This window comes from Nitrospira sp. KM1 (genome assembly GCF_011405515.1).
Classification (GTDB): Bacteria; Nitrospirota; Nitrospiria; order Nitrospirales; family Nitrospiraceae; genus Nitrospira_C.
In genome coordinates, this window is the sequence record NZ_AP022671.1 from 2,821,521 (window position 1) to 2,834,397 (window position 12,877).

A 12,877-nucleotide genomic window follows, 5' to 3' on the forward strand; every position below is an offset into this window, starting at 1 on the left:
ACGGAATCATTCCTGTATCATTCCACACTTACTCACACCCGTTCCGCCTCTGGACGTCCCGTCCAACTCATGAGGCACGGGTGGAGGGGGTCAGTGCATGTCCGAGGACCTTTCCGAACACCGGAAAGAGATCGATCGAATAGATGATGAGATCCTGCGTCTCCTCAATATTCGTTCACAGAGTGTCATCGAGATCGGCAAGCTCAAAAAGCAACAGGATGCAGGAGCTAATCTACACACTCCTGCACGGGAAGCTGCCATCTTTGATCGGTTAATCGCCAAGAATCCCGGTCCTTTTCCCACCGACGCCATCAGGCCCGTCTACCGGGAGATCATGTCAGCCTCGCTCTCGCTCGAGGGGCCGCAAAAGGTGGCCTACCTCGGACCCCGGGCCACGTTCACCCACATGGCATGCATGCAGAAATTCGGGTCATCGGCTCAGTACGTGCCGGTCAACAGCATCCGGGATGTGTTCAGCGAAGTGGAACGAGGCAGAGCCAACTTCGGCGTTGTCCCGATCGAAAATACGACCGAAGGAGTGGTCAATCACACGCTTGATATGTTTATCGATTCAAATCTATTGATTTATGGTGAGGTCTTGCAGGAGGTGTCTCACCATCTGCTGTCGAGTTCCGGCGTGGCCGAGGCCGTCAAAAAGATTTGCTCGCATCCGCACGCGATTGCCCAATGCCGCAATTGGCTAGAGGCCAACATGCCGCTGGTCCCGGTCTCGGAAGTCGCGAGTACGGCGCGCGCAGCAGAAATGTGTCTGGACGACCCGTCGATTGCCGCCATTGCATCCGAATTGGCCGCACAATTGTACGGATTGAAGATCCTCAAGTCCCGCATCGAAGACAACCTCAACAATATGACCCGCTTTCTCGTTTTATCGCAGAAGCCTCCGCAACGCACCGGGAAGGACAAGACCTCGCTCATGCTATCAATCAAGGACAAAGTCGGAGCGTTATATGACCTGCTTCGGCCGTTTGCCTCGCACGGGCTGAGTATGACGAAGATCGAGTCGCGGCCCTCCAGGCGAAAGGCCTGGGAATACATCTTCTTCGTCGATGTCGAAGGACACATCGAAGAAGAGCGCGTCAAGAAGGCCGTTGAGGAAATTACCGGCCGGTGTCTGTTCATGAAAGTCCTGGGGTCATATCCGGCCCACACCTAAGCATTATGACACTGCACGTCCATCCCGACATCGCCTCGTTACATCCGTACATCCCTGGCAAACCTGTTGAGGAACTGCAGCGAGAACTCGGCCTGACGCAAGTTGTCAAGCTGGCCTCCAATGAGAATCCGATCGGGCCGTCCCCTAAGGCGTTGGCTGCGCTTGGCGACGGAGCGGCCACCTTGCACCGGTATCCCGATGGCGGAGCATTTCGACTCCGTGAAGCCTTGGCCGATCGTTGGAAGGTCACCTCGGACCACATCATTCTCGGGAACGGCTCCGATGAAATTCTCGGCCTGTTGGCCAGGACGTTCCTCACCCCTGGCGATGAAGCGGTCATGGCGGACCATACGTTTGTCATCTATAAAATGGAAGTGACGGCCGCTCATGGCAGGACCATCGCGGTTCCACTGAAGCAATGGCGTCATGATCTGGCGGCTATGGTACGCGCGATTACTCCGAGGACGCGGCTGCTGTTCGTCTGCAACCCAAATAATCCAACCGGCACCATGGTATCGGCGGACGAGGTGGCCCGATTCATGGCACTGGTGCCTGAACATGTGCTGGTGGTGTTCGATGAAGCCTATATCGAGTATGTCCGGAGCGCGGAGTTTCCCGACTCGCTGGCCTATGTGAAGGAGGGGCGCCATGTCATTGTGCTCAGAACGTTTTCGAAGATCTACGGTCTGGCGGGGCTGCGCATCGGATATGGTGTGACGACGCCCGAAATCACTAATTACCTGAACCGGATTCGGCCTCCGTTCAATGCCAATAGTCTGGCACAGCGCGCCGCGTTGGCGGCGTTGAATGATGACGAGCATGTCTCGAAAAGTCGGGTGATGAATGCGACCGGCATGGAGCAGATGGTCACGGGGTTGCGGGCGCTTGGATTATCTCCGATTCCGAGTGAAGCCAACTTTATCTATGTCGATATCGGTCGGGACGGCCGACAGGTCTTCAATGCCTTGTTACGTCAGGGTGTGATCATTCGTCACATCGAGGGTCAGATGATACGGGTCACGGTCGGGCAGGCAAATGAGAATGAGGCATTTCTAGCCGCTCTGGTCCGCGTACTTCGGACAGATTGAACCACAGGTGAGGAAGCCATGATTATCGTGTTGAGACCGGATGCATCGGAACGTGAAGTCGACCATATCGTTGATCGGCTCCGCGAGCTCGGCCTGAAGTCCCAGCTGTCCACCGGCCAGGAACGGACGATCATCGGCGTCATCGGCGACGATCGGATTCTGCAGAATCAACCGCTCACGGCCTTGCCGGGCGTCGAAAGTGTACTGCCGATCCTCGCTCCATGGAAACTGGTCAGCCGCGAGTTTAAGAAAGACGGGACCGTCATCGACGTCGGCAGCGTCAAGATCGGCGGACACAAGTTGGCCATCATGGCGGGGCCGTGCGCTGTCGAGCGGCTCGAACTGACGGTCGGCATCGCCCACGAAGTGAAGGCGGCCGGTGCCAGCATCTTGAGAGGAGGAGCGTATAAGCCTCGGACCTCGCCGTATTCGTTTCAGGGGCTGGGCCGTGAGGGGTTGGACTATTTGATCGAGGCGCGCAAGCAAACGGGGTTGCCCGTCGTGAGTGAAATTCTGGACACCCGCGACATCGAGTTGTTCCTGGAGAAGGCCGACATTATCCAAATCGGTGCGCGCAACATGCAGAATTTCGAATTGCTGAAAGAAGTGGGCGCGTACGACAAACCTGTGCTGCTCAAACGAGGCCTGTCCGCGACGATCAAAGAATTTCTGCTGTCGGCCGAATACATCATGTCACGCGGGAATCGGAACGTCATGCTGTGCGAACGGGGAATCAGAACCTTCGAAACCCAATATCGCAACACGCTCGATCTCGCTGCGATTCCGACCTTGAAAGAGTTGTCCCATCTTCCGGTCATTGTCGATCCCAGCCATGCAACGGGCAGATGGAATCTCGTGGCCCCCATGTCCAAAGCCGCAGTGGCCGCCGGAGCTGATGGAATCTTGATCGAAGTGCATTCCAATCCCGAATGTGCGCTGTGTGACGGAGAAGAATCGATTAAGCCCACGAAATTCAAGGAGCTCATGCAGGACATGAGAAAGATCGCGGTGGCCGTAGGGCGGGATTTGTAATGACAGTCATGCGAATGAACGTGCTGTTTTCTGCGGTCTCCTCCGGCTGCTGACCGATGGCCCCTCGTTTTACACAGGCTGCGATCGTTGGGGTTGGATTGATCGGCGGATCGCTCGGAATGATCCTTCGCCGCAGAGGTCTGGCGGCCAAGGTTGTCGGCGTGGGACGCCGGCTCGACAACCTCAAAACCGCGATCGAGGTCGGGGCCATCGACCGATACGTTGTCGATCCGGCTGAGGCGATCCAAGACGCGGACCTTGTCGTCCTCGCTACGCCGGTCGATACCTACGACCGCCATTTGAAGGAATGGGCCTCGCGGTTGAAACCCGGCGCCATCGTGACCGACGTCGGGAGCGTAAAGGGGGCATTGGTTGAACAGTCGGAGAAGGCCATGCCCCCCGGCGTGCATTTCGTCGGCGCTCATCCGATCGCCGGGAAGGAAAAAACGGGCGCCGCCGCCGGTTCCGAAGACCTTTTTATGGGGGCCCGGTGCATTCTGACGCCGACCAGGCATACGACTCAGGAGGCACTCGAACGGGTGCGTGAAATATGGGAGGCCACAGGGTCGGTGGTTTTGACGATGGATCCGCACATGCACGATCAAATACTCGGCGCGGTGAGCCACCTCCCCCACGTCGCGGCCTTTGCCCTGATCAATGCCCTGATCGACATTCGGGGCCAGCTGCCCGCGCTCGATCTGGTTGGCCATTCGGGTGGAGGGTTGAGGGATACCACCAGAATCGCCGCCAGCTCGCCGGAGATGTGGCGGGATATTTTCCTTTGGAACCGGGACAATCTCGTGCGGTTCATCGAGTCATATGAACAGGCGTTGGGCAGATTGAAAGGTCTGATCCGGACCGGTGACGCATCCGGCATCGAAAAGGAATTGGAGCGCGCCAAGCAGGAACGGGACAAATTTCCGGCTCGTCCGGCAACGAGATCGTAATTCTATGGCATTCATGACCATCACGCCCGGCCGACCGCTGCGAGGCACGATCACCGTCCCCGGCGACAAATCTATTACGCACCGGGCCATTATTCTGACCGCTCTAGCCGAGGGAGTAGGGCGGATCGTGCGCTACTGCCGAGGGCAGGACTGTCTCGACACTATGCGGGCGATGCGATCACTCGGGGTGAAAATCGAGGAGTCTCCAGACGAATTGATCGTGCATGGAAAGGGACTCTGGGGATTATGCGAGCCGAGTGACATTATCGATTGCGGAAATTCCGGTACGGGGATTCGACTGTTGACGGGCCTGCTGGCCGGTCAGGATTTTTTCTCGATGCTGACGGGAGATGTCTCGATTCGTCGGCGGCCGATGGGACGGATCGTCAAACCACTGCGTGAAATGGGTGCGACGATCGCCGGGCGAAAGGGCGGCGAACTCGCCCCCCTCGCCGTGACTGGGACCACCCTGCACGCGATTACCTATGCGTCACCGGTCGCCAGCGCACAGGTCAAGTCGTCATTATTACTGGCGGGGCTATTCGCCAAGGGCACGACGCGCATTACGGAGCCGCAGCTGTCCCGTGACCACACGGAGCGGATGTTTCAGTTCTATCAACTCCCGTTCACCCGTCAGGGATTGACGCTCACATTGGAAGGCAGGCCATCGGTCGGATGGCCGGCGGCGCCGTCGATGACCGTTCCCGGCGATCTTTCCGCCGCGGCATTTTTTGTCGTGGGGGCCACGGTCATTCCCGGATCGGATGTCACCATCCAAGGCGTAGGAGTCAATCCGACCCGCACCGGTCTGTTGGATATCCTGAACAGGATGGGGGCAGATATTCAGCTCCTCAATCCGCGCGAGGCAGGCGGAGAACCGATTGCTGACATCCGCGTGAAGTCGGCTAGACTGCGTGGCGTTACCATCGAACCGGATGTGATCCCCCAAACAATTGATGAATTTCCCGTCCTATGCGTGGCGGCCGCCGTGGCCGAAGGACGTACGACGGTTTCCGGGGCGGAAGAATTACGATTCAAGGAGAGTGACCGGATCGCGACGATGGCGAACGAACTACGGGCGATGGGGGCTGACATATCGGAGACGCCGGACGGGCTGACGATTAACGGACGCGGAGGCGCTTCGGAACATGGCCGACTGCTCGGCTCCCGCTGCCGAAGTCATGGCGACCATCGGGTGGCCATGTCGCTTGCAATCGGCGCGTTGACGGCCAGTACCGAGACGGTCATTGAAGAAACCGAATGTATTGAGACATCATTTCCCGAGTTCCATCAGACCTTGTTGAACCTCACCTCGGGGAACCCGTAAAGGGGTGAGGTGATGACGTTGCGGGGGTTGGAAAGGATTTGCGCCCGATGATCGTCGCGATTGATGGACCCGCGGGGGTCGGCAAGAGTACGGTCGCGAAGCTGCTCGCATCCAAACTCCGGTTTCTGTACTTGGATACGGGAAGTCTGTATCGGGCGGTGGCCTGGGCCGTCATCCGGAATCGTATCGATCCCGCGGATGCCGATGCTGTGTCGGCGATTCTTCCCGGCCTGTCCGTCCAAATGCGATTCGAGAATGGAACGGCGGTCGTAGAGGTGAATAGACAGGATATTTCGAACGAATTGCGGACTCCGGAGGTCTCGGCCGCTGCATCGGTCGTGTCGGCCATTCCTGCCGTACGTGCATGGCTGTTTCCCCTTCAGCGGGAAATCGGGCTTCAGGGTTCGGTCGTGGCCGAGGGTCGTGATATGGGCACGCACATATTTCCCGAGGCCGAGGTCAAGTTTTTTCTAGAGGCGGATCCCATGGTGCGGGCCGATCGTCGGCACCGCGAACTTGTGGCTGCCGGTCATTCGAGACAGATTGAACAAACGGCGTTGGACATCAGCACGCGCGATGGAAGGGATCGTTCTCGTGCCGTGGCTCCGCTCGTTCCGGCTGATGACGCGCACCATATCGATACATCGGCCATGTCTGCTGCAGAAGTTGTGGAACACATGATGGCGGTGGTGACGGCCAAGTTGTGAGTGCAGTTCTATACGGTCTGTTATGGATTCTGGTCCGGCTCGTCGCCTGGATCTGTTTTCGGTATCGCGTCGTTGGAATCGTGCCGCGTCGCGGAGGTCTCTTGATCGCGGCCAACCATGCGAGCTATTTTGACATTCCGCTGCTCGGCTGCGGGATGACGCGGCGCGCGTGGTATCTCGGGCGAAGCGATTTGTTCGTTCCGGTGCTCAAGCCGATCCTCCAGTGGCTGGGTTGGATCCCGTTGAAGCTGGGACGTCTGGATCGTAAGGCGTTCGATACGGCGATCGACCTTATCCGAAAGGGAAAGGTCGTCGTGATTTTCCCAGAAGGGGGACGGACGCTGGACGGACGGCTGCGGGAGGGAAAACACGGTTTGGGGATGATTGTCGCGCAAACCGGCTGTCCCGTCGTACCGGCGTATCTGAAAGGTACCTATGATGTGCTGCCAGCCGGAGCCACACGGCCCAGGCTGCATCCCGTCACCGTCATTTTCGGCGAGTCGTTACAGTTTTCTCCGCCCGCCGCAGACGGTGAGATGAAGACATTCTATCAGGAAGTCAGCCGGACGGTGATGGAGCATGTCGCCGCCCTCGGTCAGGTTGAATCGCCGAATCATCAACGGCAAGCCGGATTTCGCAACGCTGAGTGAGTTCCGGTGCAGTCCATATTCAGCACCCGACACGGTCGGAAGAGTAGGATGAACCCATGAGCACGGTTTCGAACACCAACGAGCAGCAATTGGATCGCGATGCCCTGGCCGCCCTCTATGAGGAAACCTTCAAGAATTTGCAGGAGGGTACCATCACGGAGGGCCGCGTCGTGGCTCTGACGAAGGATAAAGTTGTGGTCGACATCGGCTACAAGTCGGAGGGCATGATTCCCAGCGACCAATTCGCGAGCGAGGAGCTCCAGAACATCAAGATCGGCGACCGGCTACAGGTCTATATTGAAGAGTGCGAAGACGCCGACGGCAACCTGATTCTTTCCAAAGAAAAAGCCGACAAGATGAAGATCTGGGAAGAATTGGAAAAACTGTACAAGGACGAGAAAAGCATCGACGGCAAAGTCGTGTCGCGCATCAAGGGCGGCATGATGGTGGACATTGGGGTGAAGGCATTTCTGCCGGGTTCACAGATCGATCTGCACCCGGTGCGTGACTTGGACGGTCTCGTCGGTCGCACGTTTCCGATGAAGATCATCAAGATCAATCATCGTCGCGGGAATGTCGTGGTGTCCCGCAGGGTGCTGCTCGAAGAGACGAGAGATAAGAAGCGGCAGACCACGCTGGCGACATTAAAAGAAGGTCAACTCATCCAGGGTACGGTCAAGAACATCACGGACTACGGAGCCTTCATCGATCTCGGCGGCATTGACGGGCTGCTCCACATCACCGACATGTCGTGGGGACGCGTGGGGCATCCGTCGGAGATGTTCAACGTCGGCGACCGCGTGGAAGTCAGCGTGCTCAAGTATGACCGGGAGACCGGCCGCATTTCCCTGGGGCTGAAGCAAAAGTCCGCAGATCCGTGGACCAACGTCGCCGGCAAGTATCCCATCGGCACGCGCGTGCGCGGAAAGGTCGTGAGCCTCACCGACTATGGAGCCTTTGTAGAACTCGAGCCGGGCGTCGAAGGGCTCGTGCACGTCTCGGAAATGTCCTGGACGCATGAGGTGCGGCATCCATCGCGGGTGGTGGCAATCGGCGACCAGGTCGAAGCGGCGGTGCTGAATGTGGATCCCGCCAGCCGCAAGATTTCACTCGGGATGAAGCAGACAGCGCCAAACCCATGGGATATGGTCGAGGGAAAATATCCGATCGGCACCCGTATCGAAGGCAAGGTCAAGAGCCTGACTGATTTCGGTGCGTTCATTGGCTTGGACGAGGGCATCGACGGATTGATCCACATTTCCGACATGTCATGGACGAAGCACATCAAGCACCCGTCCGAGTTGTTTAAAAAAGCCCAGAAAGTCGAAGCCGTTGTGTTACGGATCGACAAAGAGAAGGAGCGGCTGTCTCTCGGATACAAGCAGTTGTCGCGTGATCCTTGGGACGACGAGATCCCCGGCCGGTATCGGGTTGGAGACTCCACGAGCGGCAAAGTCAGCAAGGTGGCAGACTTTGGAATCTTCGTCGAGTTAGACGGCGGCGTGGAAGGACTGATCCACATCAGCGAAGCGGGTCTGGACTCAAGCGTCAAGCTGGAAGACAAGTTCAAACTCCAGGACGAAGTCACGGCCAAGATCATCAAAGTCGATCGTGAGGAGCGGAAAATCGCGTTGAGTCTGCGCGACCATCAGCTGGACTCTGAGCGGCGCCATGTGGACGAATATCACGCCGCGCAGGGTGCTCCGGATCAAAGCTTGGGGCGTGCGGCAAAGCAGAGTCGTAAACGCGCTGCCGCCGAAGACGACGAACGGTAGACGTGAGAGGCGACAAGCAGCGTGATGGCACGCTGCTTGTCGGATCACTCAACATGGCAGAGGCTGTCCAAGACAAACCGGTGAAGCGCTCACTTTTCCGAAAGGTACTGTGGCTGGTGGGCATTGGAATGATCGTGCTCATCCTCGTCAATGTCCTGTTCCCGGACCTGGACCTTTCAACCGAGGATCGCGTAGCGTTAATTAGGGTCGAAGGCGTCATTCTCGACTCGCAATCGACTGTGACGGAATTGAGGCGGTTCGGAGAGAATCCATCCATCAAAGCGATTGTCTTACGCATCGACAGTCCCGGCGGAGGGGTCGTGCCGTCGCAGGAGATCTTCGACGCGGTCCAACGGGTGCGCAGCAAGAACAACAAGGCCGTGATCGCCTCGATGGGAACGGTGGCGGCGTCAGGAGGATATTATATCGCGGCGGCCACCGACCGGATCATCGCCAATCCCGGAACGTTGACCGGGAGCATCGGTGTGATCATGGAAACTGCGAACATCGAAGGGCTCTTGAAAAAGATCGGCGTGGAGGGCATTGTCGTGAAAAGCGGGAAATTCAAAGACGTCGGTTCTCCGCTTCGGAAGATGAGCGATGAGGAGCACGCGCTGCTCCAATCCGTCATGGATGACGTGCATAAACAATTCATCGATGCCGTCGCCGCCGGTCGCGCGTTGGAGGTCACCGCAGTGCAGGCGCTGGCGGATGGCCGGATTTTTACGGGTAGACAGGCCAAGGATGCGAAACTCGTCGATGAATTGGGCAATCTGGACGATGCCATTCAGTTGGCGGCGGATCTGGCGGGCATTGAAGGCGAGCCGAAAGTGGTCGAACCTCGCCGCCGGTTCTCGTTCAGAGAACTCATCGATTCGCGGTTTGCGGATATTTTCCCGAAAGTCGATTTTCATGCTGGGGTGAGCCTGAAGTATCTCATGGCGTTCTAATTATCGGCGTGGCAGGCAGTCCACGCCCGGCAGCGAAAGGGGAATCGCATATGACGAAGGCCCAGATCATCGAACGCGTTTCCGAGCAGGTTACGACGCTGACGAAGCGCCAGGCGGAAATCGTCGTGAATACGATTTTTGACTGCGTCAGAGATTCGTTGAAAAACGGAGACAAAACAGAGATTCGTGGGTTCGGAAGCTTTCGACTCCGGTCTCGCCGCATGAAGGAGGGGCGGAATCCAAAGACGGGAGCGACCGTCGCCGTTCCGGCCAAAAAGGTTCCATTCTTCAAAGCCGGCAAGGAACTCAAAGAACTTCTCAACCAGTAGGAATGTTATGACTGAATCAGATTCCGACTACGCAGCGGCCACCGATGTCAGGTGGACCGAGGGCGCCTTGAAACGTATGGAACGGGCGCCAATCTTCCTCAGGGGAATGGTGCGCAGGTTGGCGGAGAAAAAGGCCAGAGAATTGGGCTACGCGGAAATTACAGAGGAAACGCTTGACCGGTTCAAGAGCCAAATGATGGGCGGAATGGGGGGAGAAGCCGGCATGGCCGATGCCGCCGCTCAAATGGCTGCCGGGCACTTGCCATGGACCGCCGCCGCAAAGGCGCGACTGCAGAGCGTACCGGAATTCATGCGGGGAATGATCCAGCAGATCGCTGAGGAGATTGCAAAAAAAGGCGGTCATATGGAAGTAAACATCGATCTCTTCGAACGGGTAGAAGCCATGGGCGACATTCGGGAAGAGTCGGTCTCCCCACTGCCATGGACACGTGGAGCTGTCGCGCAACTGCAGGAGAAGCTCAAACAGTCTCCGCCGATCGCGGTGGAGTTTGTCACTGACATGCTGAAGCGCGATACGGAAGATCTGGCGCGGGAAAAAGGCCTGACAGAAATTGACGAACACGCGCTCATTGAATTGTGGGAGGCTCCCCAGGAGCGTGTCCTATGGTCTGATGAGGCCTGGAAACGTCTTCAGACCTCCCCGGATTTCGTCCGGAGCGGCATCCGTAAGGCCGCCGAACGCCGGGCACGCAAATTAGGGCTCAAAGAAATTGACTCCGAGCATCTCACCACCTTTCGGAATCAAGCGATGATGAAGGCGGTCAAACGAATTCGTTCGTTCGGCTATCAGGATCTCACCTTCGATGCGTTTGATACCGCTCTGAAAAAGACGAAGCGACTGCAGGGCAACGATCAGGCGGAAAAGCGTCTGGAAGAGATACGCGGACACTTTGCCGATCCGAATACCAAGAAGCCCGAGGGAGGAACCCTGGGAGCGGACCTGATGGATCGGTTCCGGCGTTACCTTAAAGGGGAAGGCGCTCTGTAAACCGAGCCGAACTGTTCAGGTCCGGCTACGGTTCGATGTGTCATGAGGTGGTGGAATAGCCCAGGTAGTTGGGCGAGAGGCTAATGTGTGGCCGCCTGCTGAGGCCAGAATTTATGACGGATCTGGGGAAGCGGTTCGTTGTCGAAGTTCGGAATGTCGTACAGGCATCGGTCAATGAGCTCAACTTCTTCTTCGGTTAACTCCAGCGACACCTTCTTCTTCCAAAATTGGTCGAGTGTAAAATAATCACCCGACTGAGGCTTTTCGGCGAGAAATGCCTTCATCTTCTCGAATCCCGCAGTGTCCACACCAGGAATACGACCTTTGTTCCGGTCATGACACCAATGCAGAACCTCGGCGATTCCATACATCGTAATATCAATCTTAACGGTTTTACCCATGGATGCCTCCTTGCGAAAGGTGCTAGTCTAACCCAGATTCAATCCAATTTTCAAAGCCTTCGTCAGCACGCGCTCGAGTGACTACGGTCCGTCGTCGCTCCAAGATCGGATCCACCGCATTGCTACAGGAAAGACGGGATCGGTATACTGACACCTTCTCACCATGCCACCATCACGCTGCCAGTGCATTCGCTTGTCCGCCGTGACCGCATCCTCTCACGAGGCCGTTCGGTGAGGCTGCGACGGGATCTTCAGTGTCTTGCCGTGTCTTGCTGCTCCATCTCTCTGGGAGTGGTGTTCGTTCTGGCGATCGCCTGTTCGAAGCAGGATCCATACGTGCCGCCAGACCCGTTGTATTACTTTGCCAGTTATAAAGTCGGAAAGAATCCGACCACAATCACCCCGTTCGACATCAACCTCGACGGGATCACAGATCTTGTCACGACTAATATCGCCAGCAATACGCTTTCTATCCTGATCGGCAACGGTGATGGAACATTCCGGGACCAGGTTCAATTGCACGTGTGTCAAGAGCCTCGCTCCCTAGCCACAGGGTCGTTCAATGGAGATACGTATCCGGATATTGCTTTGGCATGCTCCGGAGGTGACCAGGTTGCCGTGATGTTCGGCCGGCCAGATGGAAAATTTGAAGAAGGACCGCAATATCCCGTTCACCGTACGCCGATCGCAATTGCCAGCGACGATCTGAACGGGGACCATATTGCCGATCTCGTGGTGGCGCTTCGGAACGACAAAATCAAAGTGTTCATCGGTCTGGGCAATGGAGAATTCAAGCATGGGGTGCAATATGAATACGGAGATACTCCCACCTCCGTGGCCCTCTCCGATTTGAATGCGGACGGCGTGATCGATCTGGTCGTGACAAACGGCGGTCCCATGTCGAACGCCGTGTCCATCTGGTTGGGCAACGGAGACGGCACCTTCAAAACTCCTACCGACTATCGGTCCGGCAAAAGACCACTGGGAGTGAGCTTTGGGGATTTTAACAATGATCAGATCCGCGATCTGCTCGTAATCAATGGGGAGCGGGATAGTTTTTCGACGTTTCTGGGAAACGGGAACGGGACGTTCCAGGCTGGTCGTGATTCCGGAGCCGATGCCGGGCCGAACTTCGGACTCGCCAGGGATTTCAATGGCGATCGACGCACCGATGTGGCCATCGTGAACCTCCAGTCCAGCGACCTGTCAATCCTGTTTGGCCGCGGAGATGGGACGTTTGAATATCCGCCCAGGAATTACCGGACGAAACCCGGTCCTTTTGCCGTGGCGACATACCGCGTGACGACAAAGGAGGTCGACGAGCCTGGGCTTGCCATTGCGGACAACGGAGACGGGTCCGTGTCGATTTTTCTGCATCGCGGACTCAAATCCATTTCGCCATCGAAGCCGCCTCCTTCGGACGGCAATGGGTAACTCGGGCGGGTGTGAGCGAAAGGGGTGTCTGCTTGACAGTCCAAAACCCCTCGG

13 protein-coding genes are annotated in these 12,877 nt (G+C 57.2%); 12 read left to right on the forward strand and 1 reads right to left on the reverse strand.

What is annotated here, in order from left to right; translation table 11 throughout:
• Nucleotides 1-97 precede the first annotated feature (97 nt).
• From pheA to W02_RS13255, 11 genes are read left to right on the forward strand one after another with little or no spacing between them, the layout of a single operon-like run.
• On the forward strand, nucleotides 98-1,174 hold the full coding sequence (gene pheA, locus W02_RS13205) for a prephenate dehydratase (RefSeq protein WP_173048443.1): 1,077 nt from the start codon (nucleotides 98-100) through the stop codon (nucleotides 1,172-1,174).
• A 5-nt stretch (nucleotides 1,175-1,179) separates the two neighbouring features.
• Nucleotides 1,180-2,262, forward strand: a complete 1,083-nt coding sequence (gene hisC, locus W02_RS13210; RefSeq protein ID WP_173048445.1) for a histidinol-phosphate transaminase — start codon at nucleotides 1,180-1,182, stop codon at nucleotides 2,260-2,262.
• An 18-nt stretch (nucleotides 2,263-2,280) separates the two neighbouring features.
• Nucleotides 2,281-3,294 carry a 3-deoxy-7-phosphoheptulonate synthase gene (gene aroF / locus W02_RS13215; protein WP_173048447.1) on the forward strand — a complete coding sequence of 338 codons (1,014 nt, stop codon included), beginning with the start codon at nucleotides 2,281-2,283 and terminating at the stop codon, nucleotides 3,292-3,294.
• A gap of 56 nt (nucleotides 3,295-3,350) precedes the next feature.
• Nucleotides 3,351-4,241: a prephenate dehydrogenase/arogenate dehydrogenase family protein gene (locus W02_RS13220; RefSeq protein WP_173048449.1), complete on the forward strand. Its 891-nt coding sequence runs from the start codon at nucleotides 3,351-3,353 to the stop codon at nucleotides 4,239-4,241.
• Between the two features lie 4 nt (nucleotides 4,242-4,245).
• Nucleotides 4,246-5,568, forward strand: coding sequence for a 3-phosphoshikimate 1-carboxyvinyltransferase (gene aroA, locus W02_RS13225; RefSeq protein WP_173048451.1), 1,323 nt, complete (start codon nucleotides 4,246-4,248; stop codon nucleotides 5,566-5,568).
• 47 nt (nucleotides 5,569-5,615) lie between these two features.
• Nucleotides 5,616-6,275, forward strand: coding sequence for a (d)CMP kinase (gene cmk, locus W02_RS13230; protein ID WP_173048453.1), 660 nt, complete (start codon nucleotides 5,616-5,618; stop codon nucleotides 6,273-6,275).
• Nucleotides 6,272-6,925, forward strand: a complete 654-nt coding sequence (locus W02_RS13235) for a 1-acyl-sn-glycerol-3-phosphate acyltransferase (protein WP_173048455.1) — start codon at nucleotides 6,272-6,274, stop codon at nucleotides 6,923-6,925. Before cmk ends, W02_RS13235 begins: the two co-directional genes overlap by 4 nt.
• Nucleotides 6,926-6,981: 56 nt before the next feature.
• Nucleotides 6,982-8,700 carry a 30S ribosomal protein S1 gene (locus W02_RS13240; RefSeq protein WP_173048457.1) on the forward strand — a complete coding sequence of 573 codons (1,719 nt, stop codon included), beginning with the start codon at nucleotides 6,982-6,984 and terminating at the stop codon, nucleotides 8,698-8,700.
• A 2-nt stretch (nucleotides 8,701-8,702) separates the two neighbouring features.
• The gene (gene sppA, locus W02_RS13245; RefSeq protein WP_232068539.1) at nucleotides 8,703-9,650 is read left to right on the forward strand and encodes a signal peptide peptidase SppA; all 948 of its coding nucleotides are present in this window, start codon (nucleotides 8,703-8,705) and stop codon (nucleotides 9,648-9,650) included.
• A 50-nt stretch (nucleotides 9,651-9,700) separates the two neighbouring features.
• Complete coding sequence (locus tag W02_RS13250; protein WP_173048459.1) at nucleotides 9,701-9,979, forward strand: HU family DNA-binding protein; 279 nt, start codon at nucleotides 9,701-9,703, stop codon at nucleotides 9,977-9,979.
• Between the two features lie 7 nt (nucleotides 9,980-9,986).
• Nucleotides 9,987-10,988, forward strand: coding sequence for a PCP reductase family protein (locus W02_RS13255; protein ID WP_173048461.1), 1,002 nt, complete (start codon nucleotides 9,987-9,989; stop codon nucleotides 10,986-10,988).
• Nucleotides 10,989-11,068: 80 nt separating this feature from the next.
• On the opposite strand, the gene W02_RS13260 is transcribed toward W02_RS13255, so the two are convergent.
• Nucleotides 11,069-11,389 (reverse strand): hypothetical protein, encoded by a 321-nt coding sequence (locus tag W02_RS13260; protein WP_173048463.1) that lies wholly within the window; start codon nucleotides 11,387-11,389, stop codon nucleotides 11,069-11,071.
• A gap of 231 nt (nucleotides 11,390-11,620) precedes the next feature.
• Between W02_RS13260 and W02_RS13265 the strand changes: the two genes are divergently transcribed.
• Complete coding sequence (locus tag W02_RS13265; RefSeq protein ID WP_173048465.1) at nucleotides 11,621-12,823, forward strand: VCBS repeat-containing protein; 1,203 nt, start codon at nucleotides 11,621-11,623, stop codon at nucleotides 12,821-12,823.
• The last annotated feature ends 54 nt before the right edge of the window (nucleotides 12,824-12,877 follow it).

Excerpts from the sequence above, each read along its gene's own strand:
- pheA (WP_173048443.1), top strand. The coding sequence starts at position 98 with ATGTCCGAGGACCTTTCCGAACACCGGAAAGAGATCGATCGAATAGAT.
- hisC (WP_173048445.1), top strand. The coding sequence starts at position 1,180 with ATGACACTGCACGTCCATCCCGACATCGCCTCGTTACATCCGTACATC.
- aroF (WP_173048447.1), top strand. The coding sequence starts at position 2,281 with ATGATTATCGTGTTGAGACCGGATGCATCGGAACGTGAAGTCGACCAT.
- W02_RS13220 (WP_173048449.1), top strand. The coding sequence starts at position 3,351 with ATGGCCCCTCGTTTTACACAGGCTGCGATCGTTGGGGTTGGATTGATC.
- aroA (WP_173048451.1), top strand. The coding sequence starts at position 4,246 with ATGGCATTCATGACCATCACGCCCGGCCGACCGCTGCGAGGCACGATC.
- cmk (WP_173048453.1), top strand. The coding sequence starts at position 5,616 with ATGATCGTCGCGATTGATGGACCCGCGGGGGTCGGCAAGAGTACGGTC.
- W02_RS13240 (WP_173048457.1), top strand. The coding sequence starts at position 6,982 with ATGAGCACGGTTTCGAACACCAACGAGCAGCAATTGGATCGCGATGCC.
- W02_RS13250 (WP_173048459.1), top strand. The coding sequence starts at position 9,701 with ATGACGAAGGCCCAGATCATCGAACGCGTTTCCGAGCAGGTTACGACG.
- W02_RS13255 (WP_173048461.1), top strand. The coding sequence starts at position 9,987 with ATGACTGAATCAGATTCCGACTACGCAGCGGCCACCGATGTCAGGTGG.
- W02_RS13260 (WP_173048463.1), bottom strand. The coding sequence starts at position 11,389 with ATGGGTAAAACCGTTAAGATTGATATTACGATGTATGGAATCGCCGAG.